Annotated in this window: 24 protein-coding genes; 15 read left to right on the forward strand and 9 right to left on the reverse strand. The window is 60.1% G+C overall.

The annotated features are described in order from the left end of the window. Positions 1–71: 71 nt before the first annotated feature. Together trpA and trpB are read right to left on the reverse strand one after the other, a co-directional pair. Positions 72–881, reverse strand: a complete 810-nt coding sequence (gene trpA / locus ODQ19_RS04295; RefSeq protein ID WP_014716305.1) for a tryptophan synthase subunit alpha — start codon at positions 879–881, stop codon at positions 72–74. Then, complete coding sequence (trpB, locus tag ODQ19_RS04300; protein WP_330209415.1) at positions 881–2,107, reverse strand: tryptophan synthase subunit beta; 1,227 nt, start codon at positions 2,105–2,107, stop codon at positions 881–883. Before trpB ends, trpA begins: the two co-directional genes overlap by 1 nt. A gap of 109 nt (positions 2,108–2,216) precedes the next feature. On the opposite strand from trpB, the gene ODQ19_RS04305 reads away from it, so the two are divergent. Then, positions 2,217–3,113, forward strand: a complete 897-nt coding sequence (locus ODQ19_RS04305) for a LysR family transcriptional regulator (RefSeq protein WP_330209416.1) — start codon at positions 2,217–2,219, stop codon at positions 3,111–3,113. An 8-nt stretch (positions 3,114–3,121) separates the two neighbouring features. On the opposite strand, the gene ODQ19_RS04310 is transcribed toward ODQ19_RS04305, so the two are convergent. Further along, complete coding sequence (locus ODQ19_RS04310; protein ID WP_003187304.1) at positions 3,122–3,448, reverse strand: DUF883 family protein; 327 nt, start codon at positions 3,446–3,448, stop codon at positions 3,122–3,124. 157 nt (positions 3,449–3,605) lie between these two features. Here ODQ19_RS04310 and ODQ19_RS04315 point away from each other — a divergent pair, with 157 nt between their 5' ends. Further along, positions 3,606–3,821 carry a dodecin gene (locus ODQ19_RS04315; RefSeq protein WP_005783406.1) on the forward strand — a complete coding sequence of 72 codons (216 nt, stop codon included), beginning with the start codon at positions 3,606–3,608 and terminating at the stop codon, positions 3,819–3,821. Between the two features lie 116 nt (positions 3,822–3,937). Then, the gene (locus ODQ19_RS04320) at positions 3,938–4,165 is read left to right on the forward strand and encodes a DUF1161 domain-containing protein (RefSeq protein WP_014716308.1); all 228 of its coding nucleotides are present in this window, start codon (positions 3,938–3,940) and stop codon (positions 4,163–4,165) included. Positions 4,166–4,302: 137 nt separating this feature from the next. Here ODQ19_RS04320 and ODQ19_RS04325 read toward each other — a convergent pair whose 3' ends face one another. Continuing rightward, positions 4,303–5,304 (reverse strand): LLM class flavin-dependent oxidoreductase, encoded by a 1,002-nt coding sequence (locus ODQ19_RS04325; RefSeq protein ID WP_034129211.1) that lies wholly within the window; start codon positions 5,302–5,304, stop codon positions 4,303–4,305. A 217-nt stretch (positions 5,305–5,521) separates the two neighbouring features. Between ODQ19_RS04325 and ODQ19_RS04330 the strand changes: the two genes are divergently transcribed. Both ODQ19_RS04330 and ODQ19_RS04335 read left to right on the forward strand, forming a co-directional pair. Further along, the gene (locus ODQ19_RS04330; protein ID WP_003187311.1) at positions 5,522–5,953 is read left to right on the forward strand and encodes an OsmC family protein; all 432 of its coding nucleotides are present in this window, start codon (positions 5,522–5,524) and stop codon (positions 5,951–5,953) included. Between the two features lie 212 nt (positions 5,954–6,165). Next, complete coding sequence (locus ODQ19_RS04335) at positions 6,166–6,405, forward strand: DUF1161 domain-containing protein (protein ID WP_330209417.1); 240 nt, start codon at positions 6,166–6,168, stop codon at positions 6,403–6,405. Between the two features lies 1 nt (position 6,406). Here ODQ19_RS04335 and ODQ19_RS04340 read toward each other — a convergent pair whose 3' ends face one another. Beyond that, positions 6,407–6,829, reverse strand: a complete 423-nt coding sequence (locus ODQ19_RS04340; RefSeq protein WP_116668149.1) for a PA0061/PA0062 family lipoprotein — start codon at positions 6,827–6,829, stop codon at positions 6,407–6,409. 110 nt (positions 6,830–6,939) lie between these two features. Here ODQ19_RS04340 and ODQ19_RS04345 point away from each other — a divergent pair, with 110 nt between their 5' ends. Beyond that, positions 6,940–7,983 (forward strand): aminopeptidase, encoded by a 1,044-nt coding sequence (locus ODQ19_RS04345; RefSeq protein ID WP_330209418.1) that lies wholly within the window; start codon positions 6,940–6,942, stop codon positions 7,981–7,983. 95 nt (positions 7,984–8,078) lie between these two features. Here ODQ19_RS04345 and ODQ19_RS04350 read toward each other — a convergent pair whose 3' ends face one another. Further along, positions 8,079–8,738, reverse strand: coding sequence for an HAD family hydrolase (locus ODQ19_RS04350; protein WP_330209419.1), 660 nt, complete (start codon positions 8,736–8,738; stop codon positions 8,079–8,081). Continuing rightward, positions 8,735–9,277, reverse strand: coding sequence for a gamma carbonic anhydrase family protein (locus tag ODQ19_RS04355; RefSeq protein WP_072435314.1), 543 nt, complete (start codon positions 9,275–9,277; stop codon positions 8,735–8,737). The genes ODQ19_RS04350 and ODQ19_RS04355 overlap by 4 nt, the downstream gene beginning before the upstream one ends. 101 nt (positions 9,278–9,378) lie before the next feature. On the opposite strand from ODQ19_RS04355, the gene prlC reads away from it, so the two are divergent. Beyond that, positions 9,379–11,430, forward strand: coding sequence for an oligopeptidase A (gene prlC / locus ODQ19_RS04360; protein ID WP_330209420.1), 2,052 nt, complete (start codon positions 9,379–9,381; stop codon positions 11,428–11,430). After that, positions 11,427–11,702, forward strand: coding sequence for a YheV family putative zinc ribbon protein (locus ODQ19_RS04365; protein ID WP_020301415.1), 276 nt, complete (start codon positions 11,427–11,429; stop codon positions 11,700–11,702). Before prlC ends, ODQ19_RS04365 begins: the two co-directional genes overlap by 4 nt. Before the next feature lie 108 nt (positions 11,703–11,810). On the opposite strand, the gene ODQ19_RS04370 is transcribed toward ODQ19_RS04365, so the two are convergent. After that, positions 11,811–12,461, reverse strand: coding sequence for a tyrosine-protein phosphatase (locus ODQ19_RS04370; RefSeq protein WP_330209439.1), 651 nt, complete (start codon positions 12,459–12,461; stop codon positions 11,811–11,813). 275 nt (positions 12,462–12,736) lie between these two features. Between ODQ19_RS04370 and ODQ19_RS04375 the strand changes: the two genes are divergently transcribed. The 6 genes from ODQ19_RS04375 to ODQ19_RS04400 all read left to right on the forward strand — a co-directional run bounded on the left by ODQ19_RS04375 (position 12,737) and on the right by ODQ19_RS04400 (position 20,315). After that, complete coding sequence (locus ODQ19_RS04375) at positions 12,737–13,489, forward strand: gluconate 2-dehydrogenase subunit 3 family protein (RefSeq protein ID WP_003187325.1); 753 nt, start codon at positions 12,737–12,739, stop codon at positions 13,487–13,489. A gap of 2 nt (positions 13,490–13,491) precedes the next feature. Next, positions 13,492–15,276, forward strand: coding sequence for a GMC family oxidoreductase (locus tag ODQ19_RS04380; RefSeq protein ID WP_032894333.1), 1,785 nt, complete (start codon positions 13,492–13,494; stop codon positions 15,274–15,276). Positions 15,277–15,288: 12 nt separating this feature from the next. Continuing rightward, on the forward strand, positions 15,289–16,587 hold the full coding sequence (locus ODQ19_RS04385; protein ID WP_212613678.1) for a cytochrome c: 1,299 nt from the start codon (positions 15,289–15,291) through the stop codon (positions 16,585–16,587). An 82-nt stretch (positions 16,588–16,669) separates the two neighbouring features. Beyond that, a complete protein-coding gene (locus ODQ19_RS04390; protein WP_330209421.1) occupies positions 16,670–17,728 on the forward strand; it encodes a PA0069 family radical SAM protein in 1,059 nt (352 codons plus the stop codon). A 228-nt stretch (positions 17,729–17,956) separates the two neighbouring features. After that, the gene (locus tag ODQ19_RS04395) at positions 17,957–18,688 is read left to right on the forward strand and encodes a carbonic anhydrase (RefSeq protein ID WP_003187331.1); all 732 of its coding nucleotides are present in this window, start codon (positions 17,957–17,959) and stop codon (positions 18,686–18,688) included. Between the two features lie 85 nt (positions 18,689–18,773). After that, complete coding sequence (locus tag ODQ19_RS04400) at positions 18,774–20,315, forward strand: SulP family inorganic anion transporter (RefSeq protein WP_014716321.1); 1,542 nt, start codon at positions 18,774–18,776, stop codon at positions 20,313–20,315. Positions 20,316–20,482: 167 nt separating this feature from the next. On the opposite strand, the gene ODQ19_RS04405 is transcribed toward ODQ19_RS04400, so the two are convergent. Then, positions 20,483–21,130, reverse strand: coding sequence for a hypothetical protein (locus tag ODQ19_RS04405; protein ID WP_003187334.1), 648 nt, complete (start codon positions 21,128–21,130; stop codon positions 20,483–20,485). A 369-nt stretch (positions 21,131–21,499) separates the two neighbouring features. Here ODQ19_RS04405 and coxB point away from each other — a divergent pair, with 369 nt between their 5' ends. After that, the gene (gene coxB, locus ODQ19_RS04410) at positions 21,500–22,627 is read left to right on the forward strand and encodes a cytochrome c oxidase subunit II (RefSeq protein ID WP_032894328.1); all 1,128 of its coding nucleotides are present in this window, start codon (positions 21,500–21,502) and stop codon (positions 22,625–22,627) included. The last annotated feature ends 29 nt before the right edge of the window (positions 22,628–22,656 follow it).

The raw sequence follows: 22,656 nt of genomic DNA on the forward strand, positions 1-22,656 counted from the left end.
AAAGGAGGTGGGCGACATGCCCACCTCCTTTGAAGCCTAGCGTATAAGCAGCGGTTGTTGCGACGTGCAGCTTACTTGCGTGCGTTGCGTACACCTTCCGACAGTGCCGCGCACAGGGTCAGCACGCCATCAATGGCTTGCTGGTCGTTCTTGGCCGTGGCGATGTGATCGATCAGCGCCGAACCCACGACCACCCCGTCAGCCAGGCGTGCGATGGCCGCGGCTTGGTCCGGCGTGCGGATACCAAAGCCGATGCTGATCGGCAGGTCGGTATGGCGGCGCAGGCGGGTCACGGCTTCTTCGACGTGTTCCAGGGTGGCGGCACCCGCCCCGGTGACACCGGCGACCGACACGTAATACACAAACCCGGAGCTGCCATTGAGCACAGTAGGCAGGCGCACGTCATCGGTGGTCGGCGTGGTCAGGCGGATAAAGTCGATGCCTGCGGCCTGGGCCGGGTCGCACAGCTCGCCGTTGTGCTCGGGGGGCATGTCCACCACGATCAGGCCGTCGACGCCAGCTGCCTTGGCATCGGCAATGAACTGCGACACGCCATATTTATGGATCGGGTTGAAATAGCCCATCAACACCAGCGGCGTGTCGTTGTTGTCCTGGCGGAACTCGCGAACCATCTGCAGGGTTTTCAACAGGTTCTGCTTGGCGGCCAGCGCGCGGATATTGGCCAGTTGAATGGCCGGGCCGTCGGCCATCGGGTCGGTGAAGGGCATGCCCAGTTCGATCACGTCGGCGCCAGCGGCCGGCAAGCCCTTGAGGATCGCCAGCGAGGTGTCATAGCCGGGGTCGCCAGCGGTGACGAAGGTCACCAGGGCGGCGCGGTTTTGTTCCTTGAGTTGCGCAAAGCGGGTTTGCAGGCGGCTCATCAGTGTTTCTCCTGCTTGGACTGTTCCATATGGTGCATCACGGTCTGCATGTCTTTGTCGCCACGGCCCGAGAGGTTGACCACCATCAGGTGATCCTTGGGCAAGTTTGGCGCGCGCTTGAATACTTCAGCCAGGGCGTGGGCGCTTTCCAGTGCCGGAATGATCCCTTCTAGGCGGCAGCATTTGTGGAAGGCTTCCAGGGCTTCATCGTCCGTTACCGAGGTGTACTGGACGCGGCCGATGTCATGCAACCAGGCGTGTTCCGGGCCAATGCCGGGGTAGTCCAGGCCTGCGGAAATCGAGTGGGCGTCGATGATCTGGCCGTCGTCGTCCTGCAGCAGGAAGGTGCGGTTGCCGTGCAGCACGCCCGGGACGCCGCCGTTGAGGCTGGCGGCGTGCTTGCCGGTTTCGATGCCATGGCCGGCGGCTTCAACGCCGATGATCTCGACGCTGGTGTCATCCAGGAATGGGTGGAACAAGCCCATGGCGTTGGAGCCGCCGCCGATGCACGCCACCAGGCTGTCCGGCAGGCGGCCTTCCTGGGCTTGCAACTGGGTGCAGGTTTCCTTGCCGATCACGGCCTGGAAGTCGCGCACCATCGCCGGATATGGGTGTGGGCCGGCCACGGTGCCGATCAGGTAGAAGGTGCTGTCGACGTTGGTTACCCAATCGCGCAGCGCTTCGTTCATCGCGTCTTTGAGGGTGCCGGTGCCGGCGACCACGGGGATGACCTCGGCGCCCAGCAGCTTCATGCGAAACACGTTGGCCTGCTGGCGCTCGATGTCGGTGGTGCCCATGTAGATCACGCATTGCAGGCCAAAGCGCGCCGCCACGGTCGCGGTGGCCACGCCGTGCATGCCAGCGCCGGTCTCGGCGATGATGCGTTTCTTGCCCATGCGCCGGGCCAGCAGGATCTGGCCGATGCAGTTGTTGATCTTGTGCGCGCCGGTGTGGTTGAGCTCTTCGCGCTTGAGGTAGATCTTGGCGCCGCCGCAGAACTCGGTGAGGCGTTCGGCAAAGTACAGCGGGCTTGGGCGTCCGACATAATCGCGCTGGAAGTAGGCCAATTCTTCATTGAACGCCGGATCTACCTTGGCCGCTTCGTATTCACGGGCCAGGTCGAGGATCAACGGCATCAGAGTTTCAGCGACGTAGCGGCCGCCGAACGCACCAAACAGGCCGTTGGCGTCAGGGCCGTTGCGTAGATCGGTCTGGGACTGAGTCATGGGACGCTCCAGGAAATAATGTGTTTAAAGGCAATGACGGTCACTCTACTCGTGACGCCTTGGCGTGAAAACCGATAAGATCGCCGTAACCTGTCAGGAAAACTCACAGATGAGCCGCGACCTCCCTCCCCTCAATGCCTTGCGCGCTTTTGAAGCCACCGCCCGCTTTAACAGCGTCAGCCAGGCTGCGGAGCTATTACATGTGACGCACGGCGCGGTCAGCCGACAGTTGAAAGTGCTGGAGGAGCACTTGGGTGTGAGCCTGTTCGTCAAGGATGGGCGCGGCCTTAAACTCACAGATGCGGGTATAAGGCTTCGCGACGCGAGCGCGGAAGCTTTCGAGCGTTTGCGCGACGTGTGCGCCGAACTGACCCAGCGCGGCGCCGATGCACCCTTCGTGCTCGGGTGTTCGGGAAGTTTGCTGGCGCGTTGGTTTATCCCTCGGCTGGGGCGGTTGAATGCCGACTTGCCGGATTTGCGCCTGCACCTGTCGGCGGGCGAAGGCGATCTGGACCCGCGCCGCCCGGGGCTGGATGCCTTGCTGGTATTCGCTGAGCCGCCGTGGCCGGCGGATATGCAGGTGTATGAGCTGGCCAGCGAGCGTATCGGCCCGGTCTTGAGCCCACGCTTTGCCGGTTTTGAGCAACTGCGTCAGGCTCCAGCGTCGGATCTGCTGGAGCACGCCTTGCTCCACACCACCTCAAGGCCGCAAGCCTGGCCCAGTTGGGCACGGCAACACGGCATCGAGCCCGGCGCGCTGAAGCTCGGCCAGGGGTTTGAGCATTTGTATTATTTGCTGGAAGCGGCCGTTGCCGGCTTGGGGGTGGCGATTGCGCCAGAACCGCTGGTGGCAGAGGACCTGCGAGCGGGTCGCCTGGTGGCGCCGTGGGGGTTCAGTGAAACCCCGGCGCACCTGGCGTTGTGGCTACCCAAGCGCGCCGCAGACGGGCGCGCCGGGCAGTTGGCGCAATGGCTCAAGGCTGAGCTGTTGCGTCAACCGGTGTAACCGGTCAATCAGTCACCGCGTTTGCACAGCAGGTAAGCCGCCAGCAGGCCCAGCGCGCCCACGGCGACGCCAGCGGTCGTCCATGGGTGCTCTTGAGCGTAGTCGCGGGTAGCCGCACTGGTTTCGCGGATTTTGACTTTGCTTTCTTCGTAGGCGTCGCTGATCAGGTGGCGAGAGTGCTTGAGCGCGTTCTCGGCATTGCTTTTCAAGGCCTTCAGCGTTTTGCGCGACTCATCGGACGCGTCGTCCTTGAGGCTCTCCAGAGATTTGAGCAGGCTCGAAATCTCGGCTTCCATGCTTTCCAGCGACGCTTTGCGTAAAGAAGTGTTGGCCATGTGGACATCTCCTGAAGTGATTGAGTGGCGTGTGTAGATACCGACTGCGCCGGTTTCAGAAAGTGCAGTAATTCTGAACTTTCGTCTCCCGACGGTCGCCTGAAGCAGTACGCACATTCGCTGCTAGTCTTGATTGACGACCTAAAGGAGAAACGCCATGAGTGATCATCACACGTACAAGAAAGTCGAACTGGTAGGCTCTTCCACCACCAGCATCGAAGACGCGATCAACAATGCCCTGGCCGAAGCCAACAAGAGCATCAAGCATCTGGAATGGTTTGAGGTGACCGAAACCCGTGGTCACATCAAGGATGGCAAGGCTGCACACTTCCAGGTCACGCTCAAAGTGGGATTCCGTATTGCCAGTAGTTGATCGGCAGAGTTGAACTTTGCCCGCTGGCCGATTGCCATAACCTGCGCTACAAACAACGGGTGCCGACGTGATGAGCGTCGGCACGCTCTTTTTGATCAGCGCAAGGAAAGTAACGGATGAAGAAGTTTCTGTTAGCGGTAGGGTTGTTGAGCATTGCGGGTACCGCTATGGCTGCGGGCAAGCCTTGTGAAGAGCTGAAAAGCGAAATCGCAGCGAAAATCGATGCCAAGGGCGCTTCGGGGTATTCGCTGGAAGTGGTGGACAAAGGCGCTACGCCAAGTGACCACACAGTGGTTGGCACCTGCGAAGGTGGCACCAAGGAAATCGCCTACAAGCGCGGCTAACCCCGTGCGTAAGACCTACGCATCTGTGGCGAGGGAGCTTGCTCCCGCTGGGCTGCGTAGCGGCCCAAAAAAAAATGGGAGCGCTGCGCACTCCAGCGGGAGCAAGCTCCCTCGCCACAGGTATATCGTTTTACCATTCAGCCCTTCATCACTTGTGCGAGCAGCTCGTAGGAATGAATCCGGTCGGCGTGCTCATACAGGTCACTGGTAAAAATCAGCTCATCAGCGCCGGTCTGCTCGATCAACACCTCCAACTTGCCGCGAATCTTCGCCGGGCTGCCCACCATGGCCAGGCCGAGGAAGCTGCCCACCGCGTCTTTTTCGTGAGGCAACCACAGGCCGTCCATGGTTTTTACTGGAGGGCGCTGCACCAGGCTCTGGCCGCGCATCAACGCGAGAATACGCTGGTACACCGAGGTGGCCAGGTAATCGGCCTGCTCATCGGTGTCTGCCGCCACCAGCGGAATGCCGAGCATCACGTAGGGCTTGTCCAGCACCGCCGAAGGCTTGAAGTGATTGCGGTACACGCGAATCGCTTCGTGCATCAGGCGCGGCGCGAAATGGGAGGCGAAGGCGTAAGGCAAGCCACGCTCACCGGCCAATTGCGCGCTGAACAGGCTTGAACCCAACAGCCACACTGGCACGTTGGTGCCGGTGCCCGGCACGGCGATTACCCGTTGGTCGGGGGTACGCGGGCCCAGGTAGGCCATCAGCTCGGCCACATCTTCGGGGAAGTCATCGGCACTGCCGGAGCGTTCACGGCGCAAGGCGCGGGCGGTCATCTGGTCGGAACCGGGCGCACGCCCCAAGCCCAGGTCAATACGGCCAGGGTAGAGGCTCTCCAGAGTGCCGAACTGCTCGGCGATCACCAGTGGCGCGTGGTTAGGCAGCATCACGCCGCCGGAACCCACGCGAATGGTCGAGGTGCCGCCCGCCAGGTAACCGAGTAGTACCGAGGTGGCCGAACTGGCGATGCCGTCCATATTGTGGTGCTCGGCTACCCAGAAACGGTGATAGCCGAACTTTTCCACATGCTGGGCCAGGTCCAGGGAGTTGCGCAGCGACTGCGCCGGGCTGCCGTTGGCGCGTACGGGCACGAGGTCGAGGGTCGAGAACTTTACGTCGGACAGCGATTTCATAAGCCTGCTTCTCCAATGGGGGCGCAGGCTTTCTAGACGAACCAAAACCTGCCGCTTCATGTGCATGCTCTATGCAATGAGGGCATATACCCGAGATTCAATAGGTGGCTCTGAAATTTCCTACTGGATTGCTAGGTTTCTCTTACGAATGAACTTTATTTTGACGTCTATCCTCAGAACCCTTACTGACGCAAAACCACCGTTCGAGGAGAAAGCTATGAGTATCGTTAAAAAGGCATCCGCGCATTGGGAAGGCGACCTGAAGACTGGCCTGGGCTCCATTTCCACGGAAACCGGCGTGCTGCGCGAAGCGCCCTACGGCTTCAAGGCCCGCTTCGAGGGCGGCAAGGGTACTAACCCTGAAGAATTGATCGGCGCGGCTCACGCCGGCTGTTTCTCCATGGCGTTTTCCATGATTCTCGGCGACGCCGGGCTCAAGGCTGACAGCATCGACACCCAGGCCGAAGTGACTCTGGACCAGGTCGAGGGCGGCTTTGCGATTACAGCAGTGCATCTGATCCTGAAGGCCAAAATCCCAGGCGCGAGCCAGGCACAGTTCGATGAACTGAGCAAAAAAGCCAAGGAAGGGTGCCCGGTATCCAAGGTACTGAATGCAACCATCACCTTGGATGCCACGCTGGTCAACTGACACAGCAGTCATCTTATGTGGGAGCGGGCTCGCTCGCGAATGCGGTGGATCAGCCGATATCTTCGGTGGCTGACACTCGGTATTCGCGAGCGAGCCCGCTCCCACATTTTTAGTTCTGCGTTAAATCAGAACTCGTATTTGCAAAATGTGGTCGAATAGCCCATGCAGCCTAGGCGCACACTCGTGCGCAGCGCATTCAGGGAGCTACACACATGAAACGTTTTGCCTTGGCAATCATCTGCGGTGTATTGGCCACTTCGGCCGTGGCCGCGCCAAAAGATTGTGAAGAGCTCAGGAAAGAAATCGAAGTGAACATCCAGGCCAAGGCGATTCCGTCCTACACCCTGGAAATCATCACCGCCGAAGAAGCCAAGAACCATGACGAAGCCATGATTGTTGGTTCTTGCGAAAACGGCACCAAGCGCATCATCTACCAAAAGAACAACGACTGACTCAGATGCAGTTCACGCTGCGCTCTTCGGCCAATAACTGGCGGGTTGAGTCGTACAGCCGGATGTTGGGCGTGAACGCCAGTGATCGCCCTTCCAGCACATAGCGCTGGCCGGCCTGAAAGTGGTCGTACTGCAGCGTCATGAAGCAGGTGCGATACATCATCTGGCTGAGGCCACCCAGGCCGCCGCCGGCGGGCACTTCAAAGTCAAAGCGCACCATCAGCTCGTGAGGGCCGGGAGGCATTTGAAAAAAGCGCCCGTCGTCGAGGTTTTTCCCGTCCAGGCGCTGAGCCATTACCAACTTGGAACCCGGGGTGGGCGTGGTGAAATCGACCCAGGCCTGCTGCGGGTCCACGGGGGGGATGGGGGTCGAGGTGCAAGCGCTGAGCAACAGGGCGGCGACGGGGAACAGGAACGGACGCATGGTAGGTACTCAGCACGAAGAGAGGCTTGAGTATAAACACGCCACGCCGTGGAAAAATCCCCTGCAAGCGCGATAGTCTGGCGAACCAATCACCCAGGAGCAGTCAGTGCATGATCAGGCGTTTTCTTCCAGGGCTGATGGTTGTGCTGCTTAGCGGCTGTTCCAGTGTCGGTTATTACGGCCAGTTGGCGAGCGGCCAGTGGCACCTGTTGCGGGCGCGGGAACCGGTAGCCGAGGTCATCGCCGACCCTGCCCGCCCGTCAGTGCTGCGCGAGCATCTGGCTCAATCGCAGAAAGCCCGAACCTTTGCCAGTGAACACCTGCATCTGCCTGACAACCAAAGTTACCGGCTCTATGCCGATATCGGCCGACCCTATGTGGTCTGGAATGTCTTCGCCACGCAGGAATTTTCTCTGTCACCACAGAACCATTGCTTTCCCATCGCCGGTTGCGTCGCCTATCGCGGCTACTACAACCAAGGCGCGGCACGGGGCGAGGCGGCGCTGTTGCGGCAACAGGGCATGGATGTGTCGATCGGTGGCGTGGAGGCCTATTCCACCCTGGGCTGGTTCAACGACCCGATCATGAGTTCGATGATGAGCTGGGGCGATGAGCGCCTCGCTACGCTGATTTTCCATGAGCTGGCCCACCAGCGCTTCTACGTGAAGGATGACACCGAGTTCAACGAGTCCTATGCCAGTTTTGTCGAGCAGGAAGGCACCCGACAATGGCGTGCGGCGCGGGGCCTGGCGCCTGTCGGCGATGCGGCGTTGAAGCAACGCGATCAATTTATCCGGCTGATTCTCGATACCCGCAAACGTCTGGAGGCGTTGTACGCACAGCCGTTGGCAGCGGACGCGATGCGCCGGGCCAAAGCGGCGCAATTCGAGCAGTTGCGCAGCGAATACCGGCACCTGCGTGATAGCCAATGGGGTGGTGACAAGCGTTATGACGCCTGGATCAACCAGCCGATGAATAACGCTCGGCTTTTGCCGTTTGGGTTGTATGACCAGTGGGTACCGGCGTTTGCGGCGTTGTTTGCGCGAGAAGGAGGGGATTGGGTGAGGTTTTATGCGGCGGTGGAGAAGTTGGGTGAGCTGCCGGTGGAGCAGCGTAAAGCGGCGTTGAGGCAGTTGGAGACGGTTGGCCGTTAGGGCCTTATCGCAGGCAAGCCAGCTCCCACAGTTGACCGCATTCTCATGTTGAAAATCGGTCAACTGTGGGAGCTGGCTTGCCTGCGAAAGCGCTCTTAAGAGCGCTGCAAAAACGCCTGGTGCATCTGCGCCAACGTCTCGAAATGCCAGGTCGGCGCCTCGGCATTCAGCTCTTCAAAACTACCAAACCCATACCCCACGGCGGCCGAATCCAGCCCATTACTGCGTGCCCCGATCAGGTCATGCTTGCGATCACCGATCATCAAGGTGGTGGCCGGGTCCAGCCGTTCCTCACGCATCAAATGTGCGATCAACTCGACCTTGTTGGTGCGTGTGCCGTCCAATTCGCTGCCGTAGATCACCTTGAAGTGCTTGGCAAAGTCGAAATGCCGCGCAATCTCGCGGGCAAACTCCCACGGTTTGGAGGTGGCGACGTACAGCTGGCGTCCTTGGCTGTTCAGCTCTTCCAATAACGGCATGACGCCGTCGAACACACGGTTTTCGTACAGGCCGGTAACCTTGAAGCGCTCACGGTAGAAATTCACCGCCTCCCATGCCTTGGCCTCGTCGAAGGCGTAAAACTGCATGAACGCCTGCAGCAAGGGCGGGCCGATGAAGTGCTCGAGCTTGGTCAGGTCGGGCTCATCAATGCCCAGCTTGGCCAGGGCGTACTGGATCGAACGGGTGATGCCCTCGCGTGGGTCGGTGAGGGTGCCGTCCAGGTCGAACAGAACGGTGGGGTGATGCAGGGTCATTGATCGAATCCTTCAGCCAGGTGCAGGTCTTTGAGCTTCACGTAGTTCGCGGCGCTGTAGGTGAAAAAGGCGCGTTCTTTGTCAGTCAATGCGCGAACCTGTTTAACCGGGCTGCCCACATACAAAAAACCACTGTCGAGTTTCTTGCCTGGCGGCACCAGGCTGCCGGCGCCGATGATCACGTCGTCTTCGACCACGGCGCCATCCATCACGATACTGCCCATGCCGATCAGGACGCGGCTACCCACGGTGCAGCCATGCAGCATGACCTTGTGGGCGATGGTCACGTCGTCGCCGATCAGCAACGGGAAACCCTGCGGATTGAACGGCCCGGCATGGGTAATGTGCAGCACGCAGCCGTCTTGCACGCTGGTGCGCGCACCGATGCGGATGCGGTGCATGTCGCCGCGGATCACTGTCAGCGGCCAAACCGAGCTGTCAGTGCCGATTTCGACATCGCCGATCACCACCGCTGAAATATCGACAAACGCCCCGGCGCCGAGGGTTGGCGTGTGGTTCTGATAGGTGCGAAGGGTCACGATAGCCTCTCTCTCTTCTGCTGATAGCTGCGGTGGGTGTTGATTGTAATTAAGATGGCCCCATCTTTGTTCTACATGTTTCTTCAGCCAAGGTGCCCACCGTGAGCGCGAACAACCCTCTTTTGCAGCCCTACGACCTGCCGCCGTTCTCGGCGATCCGTGCCGAGCACGTGCAGCCGGCCATCGAACAGATCCTCGCCGACAACCGCGTGGCAATCGCAGAGATCCTGCAAAGCCAGGGTAAAAACCCGACGTGGGCCGGCCTGGTCCTCGCCATGGATGAACTCAATGATCGCCTCGGCGCCGCCTGGAGCCCGGTCAGCCACCTCAATGCCGTGTGCAACAGCGCCGAACTGCGCGAAGCCTACGAGGCGTGCCTGCCGGCATTGAGCGCCTACTCCACCGAAATGGGCCAGAACCGTGAGCTGTTCCAGGCCTTCGAAGCCCTGGCCAACAGCCCGGAAACTGCCGGTTTCGATGTGGCGCAAAAAACCATTCTGGAACACTCCCTGCGTGACTTTCGCCTGTCGGGTATCGATTTGTCGCCGGAGCAGCAAAAACGCTACGCCGAGGTGCAGAGCAAGCTGTCCGAATTGGGCAGCAAATTCTCCAACCAGTTGCTGGACGCCACCCAGGCCTGGACCAAGCACGTCACCGATGAAGTCACCCTTGCCGGCCTGACCGATTCGGCCAAGGCGCAAATGGCTGCCGCCGCCCAGGCCAAGGGCCTCGACGGCTGGCTGATCACCTTGGAATTCCCCAGCTACTACGCCGTCATGACCTACGCCCAGGATCGTGCCCTGCGTGAAGAGGTGTACGCCGCCTATTGCACCCGTGCCTCGGACCAAGGCCCGAATGCCGGTCAGAACGATAACGGCCCGGTGATGGAACAGATCCTCGACCTGCGTCAGGAACTGGCCCAGCTGTTGGGTTATGCGTCGTTCTCCGAGCTGAGCCTGGCCACCAAGATGGCCGAGTCCAGCGACCAGGTGCTGAGCTTCCTGCGTGACCTGGCCAAGCGCAGCAAGCCATTTGCCACCCAGGACCTGCAGCAACTCAAGGCCTACGCCGCCGAGCAAGGCTGCGCCGATCTGCAAAGCTGGGACAGCGGTTTCTACGGCGAAAAACTGCGTGAGCAGCGCTACAGCGTGTCCCAGGAAGCGCTACGCGCCTACTTCCCCATCGACAAAGTGCTGGGCGGCCTGTTCGCCATTGTGCAGCGTCTCTACGGCATCGAGATCGCCGAGCTTAAAGGCTTCGACACCTGGCACCCGGATGTGCGTTTGTTCGAGATCAAGGAGAACGGCGAGCACGTCGGGCGCTTCTTCTTTGACCTGTATGCCCGCGCCAACAAGCGTGGCGGTGCCTGGATGGACGGTGCCCGTGACCGCCGCCGTACCCTTGATGGTGTGCTGCAAAGCCCCGTCGCCGACCTGGTGTGCAACTTCACCCCGGCCGACAGTGGCAAGCCTGCCCTGCTGACCCACGATGAAGTCACTACTCTGTTCCACGAATTCGGCCACGGCCTGCATCACCTGCTCACCCGCGTGGAACACGCCGGCGTATCCGGTATCAACGGTGTGGCGTGGGACGCGGTGGAATTGCCGAGCCAATTCATGGAGAACTGGTGCTGGGAGCCTGAAGGCCTGGCGCTGATCTCCGGCCATTACGAAACCGGTGAGCCACTGCCCCAGGACCTGCTGGAGAAAATGCTCGCGGCGAAAAACTTCCAGTCCGGCCTGATGATGGTGCGTCAGCTGGAGTTCTCGCTGTTCGACTTTGAACTGCACGCCACCCATGGCGATGGTCGCAGCGTGGCCCAGGTGCTTGAAGGCGTGCGCGATGACGTCTCGGTCATGCGCCCTCCGGCCTACAACCGCTTCCCCAACAGCTTCGCGCACATCTTTGCCGGCGGTTATGCGGCGGGTTACTACAGCTACAAATGGGCGGAAGTGTTGTCGGCGGACGCCTTCTCCAAGTTTGAGGAAGACGGTGTGCTCAACGCCCAGACCGGGCGTGCGTTCCGTGAAGCCATCCTGGCCCGTGGCGGCTCCCAGGCGCCGATGGTGCTGTTCGTCGATTTCCGCGGACGCGCGCCGTCGATTGACGCACTCTTGCGCCACAGCGGCCTGAGTGAGGACGCGGCAGCATGAGTGAAGGGCCAGTGATCACCAAAAAGCAATTTATCGCCGGAGCGGTCTGCCCGGCGTGCAGCGAGCCGGACAAGTTGAAGATGTGGACCGAAGACAGCGTGCCGCACCGCGAATGCGTGGCGTGCGGGTATACCGATACGCTGAATGATCAAGGCCTCTCGGTGCCCAAGGAATTGGGCACAAGGGTCAATACCACCGCGTTGAAAGCGCCGGCGGATCCTAAAGTGCAGGCAGTGCAGTTTTTCCCGAACCCGAAGCTGAAAAAAGACTAAGCCGGCACTCACTGTAGGAGCGAGCTTGCTCGCGAAGAACGTCAACGATAACGCGCGTTTCCAGGATAAACAGCGGCGCTGTTGAGTTTTTCGCGAGCAAGCTCGCTCCTACAATTTTTTCTCTTCCTTACCCGTTGTGGTGATCCAGTCTTTCATTGAACACAACGCAAAGGCGCTGGTGCTGCAATCCCCATTCGCCAAAGCTGTACGCAACTTGTCGACATCAGCTTTCATCATGTAGCGAACGCCATCCTTGAAACCATTGCTGCTGCCAAAGCCGCCCAAGGTCATTTCGTTCAGCGCGTCCTCCTTGCTCCACCCTTGAACCACCACCCGATACATCGCTGCCATCAGGCCGGTGCGGTCGGCGCCGTGCTTGCAGTGCATCAATACCGGGCCATCGGCCTCTGCTGCCTGAATCGCTCTGATCGCCGCCAGCACGTCGGCATCGTCGATGTGGTTGGTGCGATAGCTCAACTGCACCTGTTTGATATCAGATGGTTGGAGCCACTGCGCATCAGATTCTGGCAGGAAGTTGATGACCGTAACGATCTTGAGTTTTTGCAATAACGGCAGCGCACGCCCATCCGGCAATGCGCTGCGATAGAGCGTGGGTGTCATTTGGTGCAGGTTGTATTGGTTACCCACCGGCTGGGCCCATTCCGGCGAGCGGATCGACGCAGCCTCATCGGCTTGTACGGTGTTGAACAGGCTCATGAGCGCCAGGCCGAGAACGAGCAGTAAGCGTGAGTTGAACATGAACGTTGTGACCGAGCGAGGAAGTGGCTGATGGGCCACAGACTCGCTCACGGCGGGTCAATACGGCGTGAGGTCCGCGTCAAAGAATCGTGATTCTTGCGATCTGATCCGGTGTTTTTGTCACCGAATCGACGTCTCTGAATTCTTAGCCTGCTATCATTTGTAACTAATGTTTGCCATTGTGCTGTGTCTGCTTGGATCCAATTAGCGGCAAAGCCTTCACGCTGCTCCCAGAAGCGGCGGATAAACCCGTGACCACATGATGAGGTGTACCTATGTCTGATCAAGATCAAGACAACCCCCGGCGTGACTTTTTACGCAAATCCTTGACCTTGATCCCGGTGGTCACGGTTGCCAGCACCGGCCTTGGCGGTTCGATGTTGATGGCCACTCCGGAACCGGCCCAGGCCGAGCCGGCCAAGCCTGCGGTGAGCGATAAAGCCTACGAGCCAAGCTATTTCACGGCCGAGGAATGGGCGTTTATCAACGCCGCCGTCGAGCGCTTGATTCCCGCTGACGCCCAGGGCCCCGGTGCCTTGGAGGCTGGCGCGCCGGAATACATCGACCGCCAGATGAACACCCCTTACGCCAGTGGCGCCCTGTGGTTCATGCAAGGCCCGTTCAACGCCGATGCGGCGCCGGAGATGGGCTGGCAAAGCAAATTGGTACCCAAGGAGATCTATCGCCTCGGCATTGCTGCTACGGATGCGTGGTCGAAAGCGTTCAACGGTAAGGCTTTTGCTGCGCAAGACAGCGCTACCCGAGACGATATGCTTAGGCGTCTGGAGGCTGGCGGCAGCGAAGTGGCGGCGCACTTCGACGCCGTGCCACCCAAGATGTTCTTTAACCTTTTGCTGCAAAACACCAAGGAAGGCTTCTTCTGCGACCCTATCCACGGCGGTAATAAAGGCATGGTCGGCTGGACCATGATCGGCTTCCCCGGCGCCCGCGCCGATTTCATGGATTGGGTGGAACGCAACGAGCAATACCCCTTCCCGGCTGTTTCCATTCGCGGAGAGAGGGCGTAAACGTGGCGACCATCATGAAGAAAGTGGATGCAGTGATTGTGGGCTTCGGCTGGACGGGCGCGATCATGGCCAAAGAGCTGACAGAGGCGGGCCTCAACGTGGTAGCGCTGGAGCGCGGCCCGATGCAGGACACTTACCCAGACGGCAACTATCCCCAGGTCATCGACGAACTGACCTACAGCGTGCGTAAGAAGCTGTTCCAGGACATCTCCAAAGAAACGGTGACCATTCGCCACAGCGTGAATGACGTTGCCCTGCCCAATCGTCAGTTGGGCGCGTTCTTGCCGGGTAATGGCGTTGGTGGTGCCGGACTGCACTGGTCGGGCGTGCATTTTCGCGTCGACCCGATTGAGCTGCGCATGCGCAGCCATTACGAAGAGCGCTACGGGAAGAATTTTATTCCCAAGGACATGACCATCCAGGACTTCGGCGTCAGCTATGAAGAGCTGGAGCCGTTTTTCGACTATGCGGAAAAAGTCTTTGGCACCTCCGGGCAAGCCTGGACAGTCAAGGGCCAGCTGGTCGGCGAAGGCCGTGGCGGCAACCCCTACGCGCCGGATCGCTCCAACCCGTTCCCGCTTGAGGCGCAGAAAAATACCGTTTCCGCCCAGCTGTTTCAGAAAGCGGCGACCGACGTAGGTTATAAACCTTACAACCTGCCTTCAGCCAACACGTCGGGGCCGTACACCAACCCCTACGGTGCGCAGATGGGCCCGTGCAACTTCTGCGGTTTTTGCAGTGGCTACGTGTGCTACATGTACTCCAAGGCTTCGCCGAACGTGAACATCCTGCCGGCCTTGCGCCAGGTGCCTAACTTCGAGCTGCGCCCCAATTCCCACGTGCTCAAGGTCAACCTCGACAGCACCAAGAAGAAAGCCACCGGCGTGACCTACATCGACGCCCAGGGCCGCGAATGCGAACAACCGGCCGACCTGGTGATCCTTGGCGCATTCCAGTTCCATAACGTGCGCCTGATGCTGCTGTCCGGCATCGGCAAACCCTACGACCCGATTACCAACGAGGGTGTGGTAGGCCGCAACTTCGCCTACCAGAACATGGGCACCATCAAGGCGTTCTTCGACAAGGACACCCACACCAACAACTTTATCGGCGCGGGCGGCAATGGCGTGGCCATCGACGACTTCAACGCCGACAACTTTGACCATGGCCCCCATGGCTTTGTGGGTGGTTCGCCGATGTGGGTCAACCAGGCGGGCAGCCGGCCGATTGCCGGTACGTCCAACCCGCCGGGCACGCCGGCCTGGGGCAGCGCCTGGAAGCGCGCCACCGCCGATTACTACACCCATCAGGTCTCAATGGACTCCCACGGTGCCCATCAGTCCTACCGCAGCAACTACCTGGACCTGGACCCGGTTTACCGCGATGCCTACGGCCTGCCGCTGCTGCGCATGACCTTCGACTGGCAAGAAAACGACATCAAGATGAACCGCTTCATGATGGAAAAAATGGGCAAAGTGGCCCAGGCCATGAACCCCAAGGCCATCGCCGTGTTGGGTAAAAAGGTCGGTGAGCATTTCAATACCGCCTCGTACCAGACCACCCACCTCAACGGTGGCGCGATCATGGGCACCGACCCGAAAACCAGTGCGTTGAACCGCTACTTGCAGAGCTGGGATGTGCACAACGTCTTTGTCCCCGGTGCTTCCGCTTTCCCACAAGGGTTGGGCTACAACCCTACCGGCCTGGTGGCAGCGTTGACCTATTGGTCGGCTCGCGCGATTCGCGAGCAGTACCTCAAAAACCCCGGCCCACTGGTTCAGGCATAAGGAGCGATGACCATGAAAGCACTCGTTATCGCCTCCCTGGCGCTGTTCAGCAGCTGCTCGATCAGCGCTGCCGAAACCGATTTGATCAAACAGGGTGAATACCTGGCGCGCGCCGGCGACTGTGTCGCCTGCCATACCGCCAAGGGGGGCAAGCCCTTCGCTGGCGGCCTGCCGATGGAAACACCGATTGGCGTGATCTATTCCACCAACATCACCCCGGACAAGACCGGCCTGGGCGACTACAGCTTCGAGGATTTCGACAAGGCCGTGCGCCATGGCGTCGCCAAGAACGGTAGTACGCTTTACCCGGCGATGCCCTACCCGTCTTACGCACGCGTCAGCGACAGCGATATGCAAGCGTTGTATGCGTACTTCATGAAGGGGGTCGAACCGGTTGCCCAGGAAAACAAGGACAGCGATATTCCCTGGCCCCTGAGCATGCGTTGGCCGTTGGCGGCCTGGCGCTGGATGTTTGCCCCAGCGGTCGAGGCGCATCAGCCGCAAGCCGCTGTCGACCCGGTGATCGATCGCGGTGCCTACCTGGTGGAAGGTCTCGGACATTGCGGCGCCTGCCATACGCCGCGCGCCCTGACCATGCAGGAAAAAGCGCTGAGTGCCACGGACGGCAGCGCCTTCCTGTCTGGCAGTGCGCCGTTGGAAGGCTGGATTGCCAAAAGCCTGCGCGGCGACCACAAGGACGGCCTCGGCAGCTGGAGCGAGGAGCAGTTGGTGCAGTTCCTCAAGACCGGTCGCAGCGACCGCAGCGCGGTGTTCGGTGGCATGAGTGATGTGGTCGTGCACAGCATGCAGTACATGTCTCAAGAGGACCTGACCGCTATCGCCCGTTACCTCAAGAGCCTGCCGGCGGTCGATCCCAAGGATCAGCCGCACCAGTACGACAAGCAGGTAGCGCAAGCGCTGTGGAAGGGGGATGACAGCAAGCCGGGTGCGTCGGTGTATATCGACAACTGCGCGGCCTGCCACCGTACCGACGGCCATGGCTATACGCGGGTATTCCCGGCGCTGGCGGGCAACCCGGTGTTGCAGACGGCAGATGCCACGTCGTTGATCAACATTGTGTTGAACGGCGGCACCTTGCCGGCCACCCATGCGGCGCCGTCAACCTTCACCATGCCGGCGTTCGCCTGGCGTCTGTCGGACCAGGAAGTGGCGGATGTGGTCAGTTTTATCCGTGGCAGCTGGGGCAACCAGGGCGCGCCGGTCAAGGCCAGCGATGTGGCGGATCTGCGCAAAAACGATCTGCACACCACCTCGGGCGATGACCTGGGGCAGGTGACGCAAAAGCACTGATAAGTTCGCTGGCCGCCCAACGGCACTGGTCAGAACCCACGCGCCTCGATACTGTATATAAAAACAGTATCGAGGCGTTTTCATGTCTACTGCGCTGCCGCCCCGTGGCCGGGGTACGGCCACCAATCTGCATAATCGCTTTGCACCCACCGTCAGCGTGGCCGAGGACGACGGTTGGTACCAGGAAGTGCCGCCGACCCAAGGCACCGAAGTGCGTATCGAAACGGCCAAGACCATCATCACCCGCAACAACTCGCCGGACTTGCCGTTTGATCGGTCCATCAATCCGTATCGCGGTTGTGAACATGGTTGCATCTACTGCTATGCACGGCCTAGCCATGCCTATTGGGACATGTCGCCCGGGCTGGACTTTGAAACCAAATTGATTGCCAAGAGCAACGCGGCCGATGTGCTGGAACAGCAGCTGTCCAAGCCGGGCTACGTGTGTGCGCCGATCAACCTGGGCTCCAATACCGATCCGTACCAGCCAATCGAGCGCGAATACCGGATCACCCGGCAAACCCTTGAAGTACTGCTGCGCTACCGGCACCCGGTGACTATCATCACCAAGGGCTCGCTGATCCTGCGCGACCTCGACCTGCTGACCGAGTTGGCCCGCCAGCGCCTGGTGGCGGTGATGATCAGCCTCACCAGCCTGGACGACGAGCTCAAGCGCATCCTGGAACCGCGCACCGCAGCGCCCAAGGCACGGCTGCGGGCGATTCGGGTAATGCGCGACGCGGGTATCCCGGTGGGCGTGCTGTGCTCGCCAATGATCCCGATGATCAACGACAGCGAGCTGGAGAGCCTGCTTACCGAAGCTCATGCGGCCGGCGCACAAAGCGCGGCGTATATGATGCTGCGCCTGCCGTTGGAGGTGGCGCCGTTATTCGAGGAGTGGTTGGCGGCCCATTACCCCCAACGTGCGGCCCATGTGATGAGCCTGGTGCGCCAGGTGCGCGGGGGTGAGGTGTATGACAGCCGGTTTGGCGTGCGCATGCGTGGTGAGGGGCCGTTTGCCGATTTGCTGGCGCAGCGTTTCAGTAAGGCAATCAAACGCCTGGGGCTGAATCGGCGGGAAGGGTTCAACCTCGATTGCACGGTGTTTTGCCCACCGGGCAGGCAGATGGCTTTGTTGTAGACTGAGGGAGAGACGTGCAACTTTGCTGCAGGAATAGTTGCGTTTTGATATCACTGAAACCCGCGTTCTAGAGCGGTTCATTCAGTTTGAGTTAAGTTTCGGCGGTTACCTTGTTCAGCGAGTGACTGATGAGTCGGCGGCCTGGCCGGTGTGTGTTTTACAACTATTTCACCGCCAAGGCGTCGAACTGACCTGAACCCTCCCCTGCATTGATCAAGAGGATGAATCATGAGTGATAAGGATAAACAGCCGTTGGCTGCGTCGGCTTCAGCCCCTCAGGTGGCGGAATCCGCCGATGCAGCGCTGCAGCATATCGTTGACGGCTTTTTGCATTTCCATCACGACGTCTTCCCCCAGCAGGAAGAACTCTTCAAGAAACTCGCCACCGCCCAGAGCCCACGGGCGATGTTCATCACCTGTGCCGACTCGCGCATCGTGCCCGAGCTGATTACCCAGAGCTCCCCCGGCGACCTGTTCGTGACCCGTAACGTCGGTAACGTGGTGCCGCCCTACGGTCAGATGAACGGCGGTGTCTCCACGGCCATCGAGTACGCGGTGCTCGCCCTTGGCGTACAGCACATCATCGTGTGCGGGCATTCGGACTGCGGCGCCATGCGTGCCGTGCTCAACCCCGACAGCCTGGAAAAGATGCCGACGGTCAAGGCCTGGTTGCGTCACGCCGAGGTCGCCAAGACCATGGTCCATGACAACTGCGACTGCGCCAACGAAGGCGAGAGCATGGCGGTGCTGACCGAAGAAAACGTCATCGCCCAACTGCAACATTTGCGCACCCACCCTTCCGTGGCTTCGCGCATGGCCAATGGTCATTTGTTTATCCATGGTTGGATCTACAACATCGAGACCAGCGAAATTCGGGCCTACGATGCGGACAAAGCGGCGTTCCGACCGCTGAACGGCACCGAGCCGATCCCTTCAGCGACGCCTAAAGCGCGCTTCTAAAACACTTCCCTGCCGGGTAATGCGGTGGCTGCCATGGATGCAGCCAGGCTTTACCGCGCCCGGCGAATGCCTCGGGAGAGTCATCATGCGTGCTGCTCAATTGAAAGCTGTATTGCCACGGGAGCTGCTCGCCTCGGTGGTTGTTTTTCTGGTCGCCTTGCCACTGTGCATGGGCATTGCGATTGCGTCCGGCATGCCGCCGGCCAAGGGCCTGATCACTGGCATCATCGGCGGCCTGGTGGTGGGCTGGTTGGCCGGCTCGCCGCTGCAAGTCAGCGGCCCGGCGGCGGGTCTGGCGGTACTGGTATTCGAACTGGTGCGCCAGCACGGCATGCTGATGCTGGGGCCGATCCTGCTGCTGGCCGGCTTCCTGCAACTGGTGGCCGGGCGTTTGCGCCTGGGTTGCTGGTTTCGTGTTACGGCGCCGGCGGTTGTCTACGGTATGTTGGCCGGCATTGGCGTGTTGATCGTGCTGTCGCAGATCCATGTGATGCTCGACGGCGCGCCCAAGCCGTCAGGGCTGGATAACCTGGCCGGCTTCCCGGCAGCGCTGGCTGAAGCAATTCCTACCTTCGGCGGCGGGCTCGGCTGGCAGGCTGGCGTTCTCGGCCTGTCGACGATGTTGGTGATGTACCTGTGGGACAAATTCCGCCCGCAACAACTGCGGTTTGTGCCTGGCGCGTTGCTTGGCGTGGGCCTGGCGACCGTCGCCAGCCTGGTGCTGGCGTTGCAGGTCAAGCGTGTGGAAGTCCCGGAAAACCTGGCGGACGCAATCGACTGGCTGCGCCCCAGCGACCTGCTGAACCTGGCTGATCCACAGTTGCTGATCGCGGCATTCGCCGTGGCGTTTATTGCCAGTGCCGAAACCCTGCTGTCGGCCGCAGCTGTGGACCGCATGCACAGTGGTCAACGTTCCGACTTCGATAAGGAATTGTCGGCCCAAGGGGTGGGCAACATGCTCTGCGGCCTGGTGGGAGCATTGCCAATGACCGGCGTGATCGTGCGCAGCTCGGCTAACGTTCAGGCCGGTGCTACCACGCGTCTGTCGGCGATGTTCCATGGCCTGTGGCTGTTGGGTTTCGTGCTCTTGCTGTCGAGCGTGCTGCAGAGCATTCCGGTCGCGAGCCTGGCGGGTGTGCTGGTGTACACCGGGATCAAGCTGGTAGACGTCAAGGCGTTCAAGGCGCTGGGGCGCTATGGGCGGATGCCGATGTTCACCTATGCGGCCACCGCGCTGGCAATCATCTTTACCGATTTGCTGACCGGCGTGCTGGTGGGCTTCGGGCTCACATTGCTCAAGTTGGCCTTCAAGGCGTCGCGTCTGAAAGTCAGCCTGATCGACCTGCCCCAGGAAGGTGAGATGGAGCTGCGTTTGACGGGGGCGGCGACCTTTCTGAAGGTGCCGGCGTTGACTCAGGTGTTGTCGGCGGTACCTGCGGGGACCACCCTGCATGTGCCGTTGAGCAACTTGAGTTACATCGACCACTCTTGCCTGGAGTTGTTGGAAGAATGGGGCCGGGCCAATGCGGCCAAGGGCTCGACGTTGGTGATCGAGGCGCGTGGGTTGAAGCGTCGGCTGGAAGGTCGGGTGAGAACAACAGTGGGGATCGGCTCAGCGCCTGCCTGACCCCTCAAAAAACTGTGGGTGTCATTGTTCTTTGTGGGAGCGAGCTTGCTCGCGAAAAACGCTAACGATAACGCGTGCTTGCTGAATAAACGCGGCGTCTGCGAGTTTTTCGCGAGCAAGCTCGCTCCTACAAAAAGCTTGTCCAGCTCCCCTGTTGGAGCTGTGATTTATGCCGGCTGATCCAGCGACAGCTCAACCCCAAGCTGGCGCGACAGGCATGGCCAGCGCTTCCAGGACGCTTCGGTCTGCGGGCTCTTGAGCTGTTCGCGATAGGCCTCGACCGACTCCAGCGCAAAGCTTTCCTCGTTAAGCATCTCATCCACCGCCAGGTGCACGGCTTCATCCAATTGGTTGGCGAAGTCTTCACCGATCAGTTGATGGGCGATCACGTTGGCCACCGTGGTATCCGCTGGAATCAACGGTTGGCCAAAATGCTTGATATACAGATCGTTCACTTCTTCGACCAGGCGATGCGCCAGGTAGGCCTCATCCAGCAGGCCATCAAGGCCGTCGTGGCCGGCCAGAATCGCTGGCGGCTGCAGGAAGAAATGTTCAGCGATTTTCAGTACCGGTTTGATCTGGCTTTCAATCCCGGCCTCACGGGCCACGTCATTGGCGGCGTCGAGCAAGTCAGGAACCAGGTCGATGTAAGCGGTCACAAAACGGGTCATGACCATGTTGCGATCACCGTCAGCCAGGGCGATGGACGAATGCAGGTGCGGCACTTGTTTTTTCAGCTGGCTGACGAGCTGGCCGGTGCTGGCTTCGTGTTGATGGGCACGGGAAATCTGCTCGCGCAATGCGGCGGTGTTCATGAGGGCTCCAGTGAAGCAGGCGTAGGAAAAGGGAGAAGATAAGGTAGTTCGTTTATACGAGCGCCTAAGACGCATTTGTCATAATTATTTCATGGTTATAGGCAGGGGTTATATCGAAATGCCATCGTTCGTCGGATAAACGATTCCGCCGCCCATTTTACGGGCTCCGTCTGTCTGTTTCTATTCATTTGCCCCCACACATTGCGGGGTTGCTACGGCTGTCTATACTCGATTTTGTACGCAATTAGCTGATGACGCCCAACTGCATGGCGCAGGCAAGGCTTGGCGGTTGTAAGCAGTATGGAAGCCGCTCCCTTCGCCGCAGGTGCAAACCGGCGGGATAACAAGAAACATAAAGGGGAACCCGCAATGACGCGACATCCACACGTTTGGATGGGCCTTCTGTTGTGGTCGGTATTCGGCCAGGCGCACGCCGCCTGGACTACGAATATGGCGCCAGGGGCTACTGAAGTCAGCCACGCTGTGTTTGACCTGCACATGACCATTTTCTGGATTTGTGTGGTGATCGGCATCGTCGTGTTTGGCGCTATGTTCTGGTCGATGATCCTGCACCGTCGGTCCACGGGCCAGGTAGCGGCCAAGTTCCACGAAAGCACCACCGTGGAAATCCTCTGGACCGTGGTGCCCTTGCTAATTCTGGTGGCCATGGCCATTCCGGCCACCAAGACCCTGATCAACATCTACGACAGCAGTGAGTCGGATATCGATATCCAGGTCACCGGCTATCAGTGGAAGTGGCACTACAAATACCTGGGTCAGGATGTGGAGTTCTTCAGCAACCTGGCCACGCCCGCCGAGCAGATCCATAACCAGGCCACCAAGGGCGAACACTACCTGCTGGAAGTCGACCAGCCGCTTGTGTTGCCGGTGGGCGCCAAGGTGCGCTTTCTGGTGACCGCCGCCGATGTGATCCACTCCTGGTGGGTGCCGGCCTTTGCGGTCAAGCGCGACGCCATCCCCGGCTTCGTCAACGAGGCCTGGACCCGCGTCGAGAAGCCCGGCATCTACCGTGGCCAGTGCGCCGAACTGTGTGGCAAGGACCATGGCTTCATGCCCATCGTGGTTGAGGTCAAGTCCAAGGCTGACTACGACACCTGGCTGGGCGAGCGCAAGGAGGAGGCGGCCAAGCTCAAGGAGCTGACCTCCAAGGAGTGGACGCTGGACGAACTGGTGGCTCGTGGCGACAAGGTCTATCACACCACTTGCGTGGCCTGTCACCAGGCTGAGGGGCAGGGCTTGCCACCGATGTTCCCGGCGCTCAAGGGCTCGAAAATCGCCACCGGGCCGGCCAAAGACCATCTGAGCATCGTGTATCACGGCAAGCCCGGTACCGCGATGGCAGCTTTCGGCAAGCAGCTCTCGGAAGTGGATATCGCCGCTGTGGTGACCTATGAGCGTAACGCCTGGGGCAATAACAAAGGCGACATGGTCACGCCCAAAGACGTGCTGGCTCTGAAACAGGCGGAAAGCAAATGACGACTTTCATTGCCGATGCCCTGAATCGT

The sequence above is a fragment of the Pseudomonas sp. AM4(2022) genome, assembly GCF_036346515.1.
Classification (GTDB): Bacteria; Pseudomonadota; Gammaproteobacteria; order Pseudomonadales; family Pseudomonadaceae; genus Aquipseudomonas; species Aquipseudomonas paracarnis.

Excerpts from the sequence above, each read along its gene's own strand:
- trpA (WP_014716305.1), bottom strand. The coding sequence starts at position 881 with ATGAGCCGCCTGCAAACCCGCTTTGCGCAACTCAAGGAACAAAACCGC.
- trpB (WP_330209415.1), bottom strand. The coding sequence starts at position 2,107 with ATGACTCAGTCCCAGACCGATCTACGCAACGGCCCTGACGCCAACGGC.
- ODQ19_RS04305 (WP_330209416.1), top strand. The coding sequence starts at position 2,217 with ATGAGCCGCGACCTCCCTCCCCTCAATGCCTTGCGCGCTTTTGAAGCC.
- ODQ19_RS04310 (WP_003187304.1), bottom strand. The coding sequence starts at position 3,448 with ATGGCCAACACTTCTTTACGCAAAGCGTCGCTGGAAAGCATGGAAGCC.
- ODQ19_RS04315 (WP_005783406.1), top strand. The coding sequence starts at position 3,606 with ATGAGTGATCATCACACGTACAAGAAAGTCGAACTGGTAGGCTCTTCC.
- ODQ19_RS04320 (WP_014716308.1), top strand. The coding sequence starts at position 3,938 with ATGAAGAAGTTTCTGTTAGCGGTAGGGTTGTTGAGCATTGCGGGTACC.
- ODQ19_RS04325 (WP_034129211.1), bottom strand. The coding sequence starts at position 5,304 with ATGAAATCGCTGTCCGACGTAAAGTTCTCGACCCTCGACCTCGTGCCC.
- ODQ19_RS04330 (WP_003187311.1), top strand. The coding sequence starts at position 5,522 with ATGAGTATCGTTAAAAAGGCATCCGCGCATTGGGAAGGCGACCTGAAG.
- ODQ19_RS04335 (WP_330209417.1), top strand. The coding sequence starts at position 6,166 with ATGAAACGTTTTGCCTTGGCAATCATCTGCGGTGTATTGGCCACTTCG.
- ODQ19_RS04340 (WP_116668149.1), bottom strand. The coding sequence starts at position 6,829 with ATGCGTCCGTTCCTGTTCCCCGTCGCCGCCCTGTTGCTCAGCGCTTGC.
- ODQ19_RS04345 (WP_330209418.1), top strand. The coding sequence starts at position 6,940 with ATGATCAGGCGTTTTCTTCCAGGGCTGATGGTTGTGCTGCTTAGCGGC.
- ODQ19_RS04350 (WP_330209419.1), bottom strand. The coding sequence starts at position 8,738 with ATGACCCTGCATCACCCCACCGTTCTGTTCGACCTGGACGGCACCCTC.
- ODQ19_RS04365 (WP_020301415.1), top strand. The coding sequence starts at position 11,427 with ATGAGTGAAGGGCCAGTGATCACCAAAAAGCAATTTATCGCCGGAGCG.
- ODQ19_RS04370 (WP_330209439.1), bottom strand. The coding sequence starts at position 12,461 with ATGTTCAACTCACGCTTACTGCTCGTTCTCGGCCTGGCGCTCATGAGC.
- ODQ19_RS04375 (WP_003187325.1), top strand. The coding sequence starts at position 12,737 with ATGTCTGATCAAGATCAAGACAACCCCCGGCGTGACTTTTTACGCAAA.
- ODQ19_RS04385 (WP_212613678.1), top strand. The coding sequence starts at position 15,289 with ATGAAAGCACTCGTTATCGCCTCCCTGGCGCTGTTCAGCAGCTGCTCG.
- ODQ19_RS04390 (WP_330209421.1), top strand. The coding sequence starts at position 16,670 with ATGTCTACTGCGCTGCCGCCCCGTGGCCGGGGTACGGCCACCAATCTG.
- ODQ19_RS04395 (WP_003187331.1), top strand. The coding sequence starts at position 17,957 with ATGAGTGATAAGGATAAACAGCCGTTGGCTGCGTCGGCTTCAGCCCCT.
- ODQ19_RS04400 (WP_014716321.1), top strand. The coding sequence starts at position 18,774 with ATGCGTGCTGCTCAATTGAAAGCTGTATTGCCACGGGAGCTGCTCGCC.
- ODQ19_RS04405 (WP_003187334.1), bottom strand. The coding sequence starts at position 21,130 with ATGAACACCGCCGCATTGCGCGAGCAGATTTCCCGTGCCCATCAACAC.
- coxB (WP_032894328.1), top strand. The coding sequence starts at position 21,500 with ATGACGCGACATCCACACGTTTGGATGGGCCTTCTGTTGTGGTCGGTA.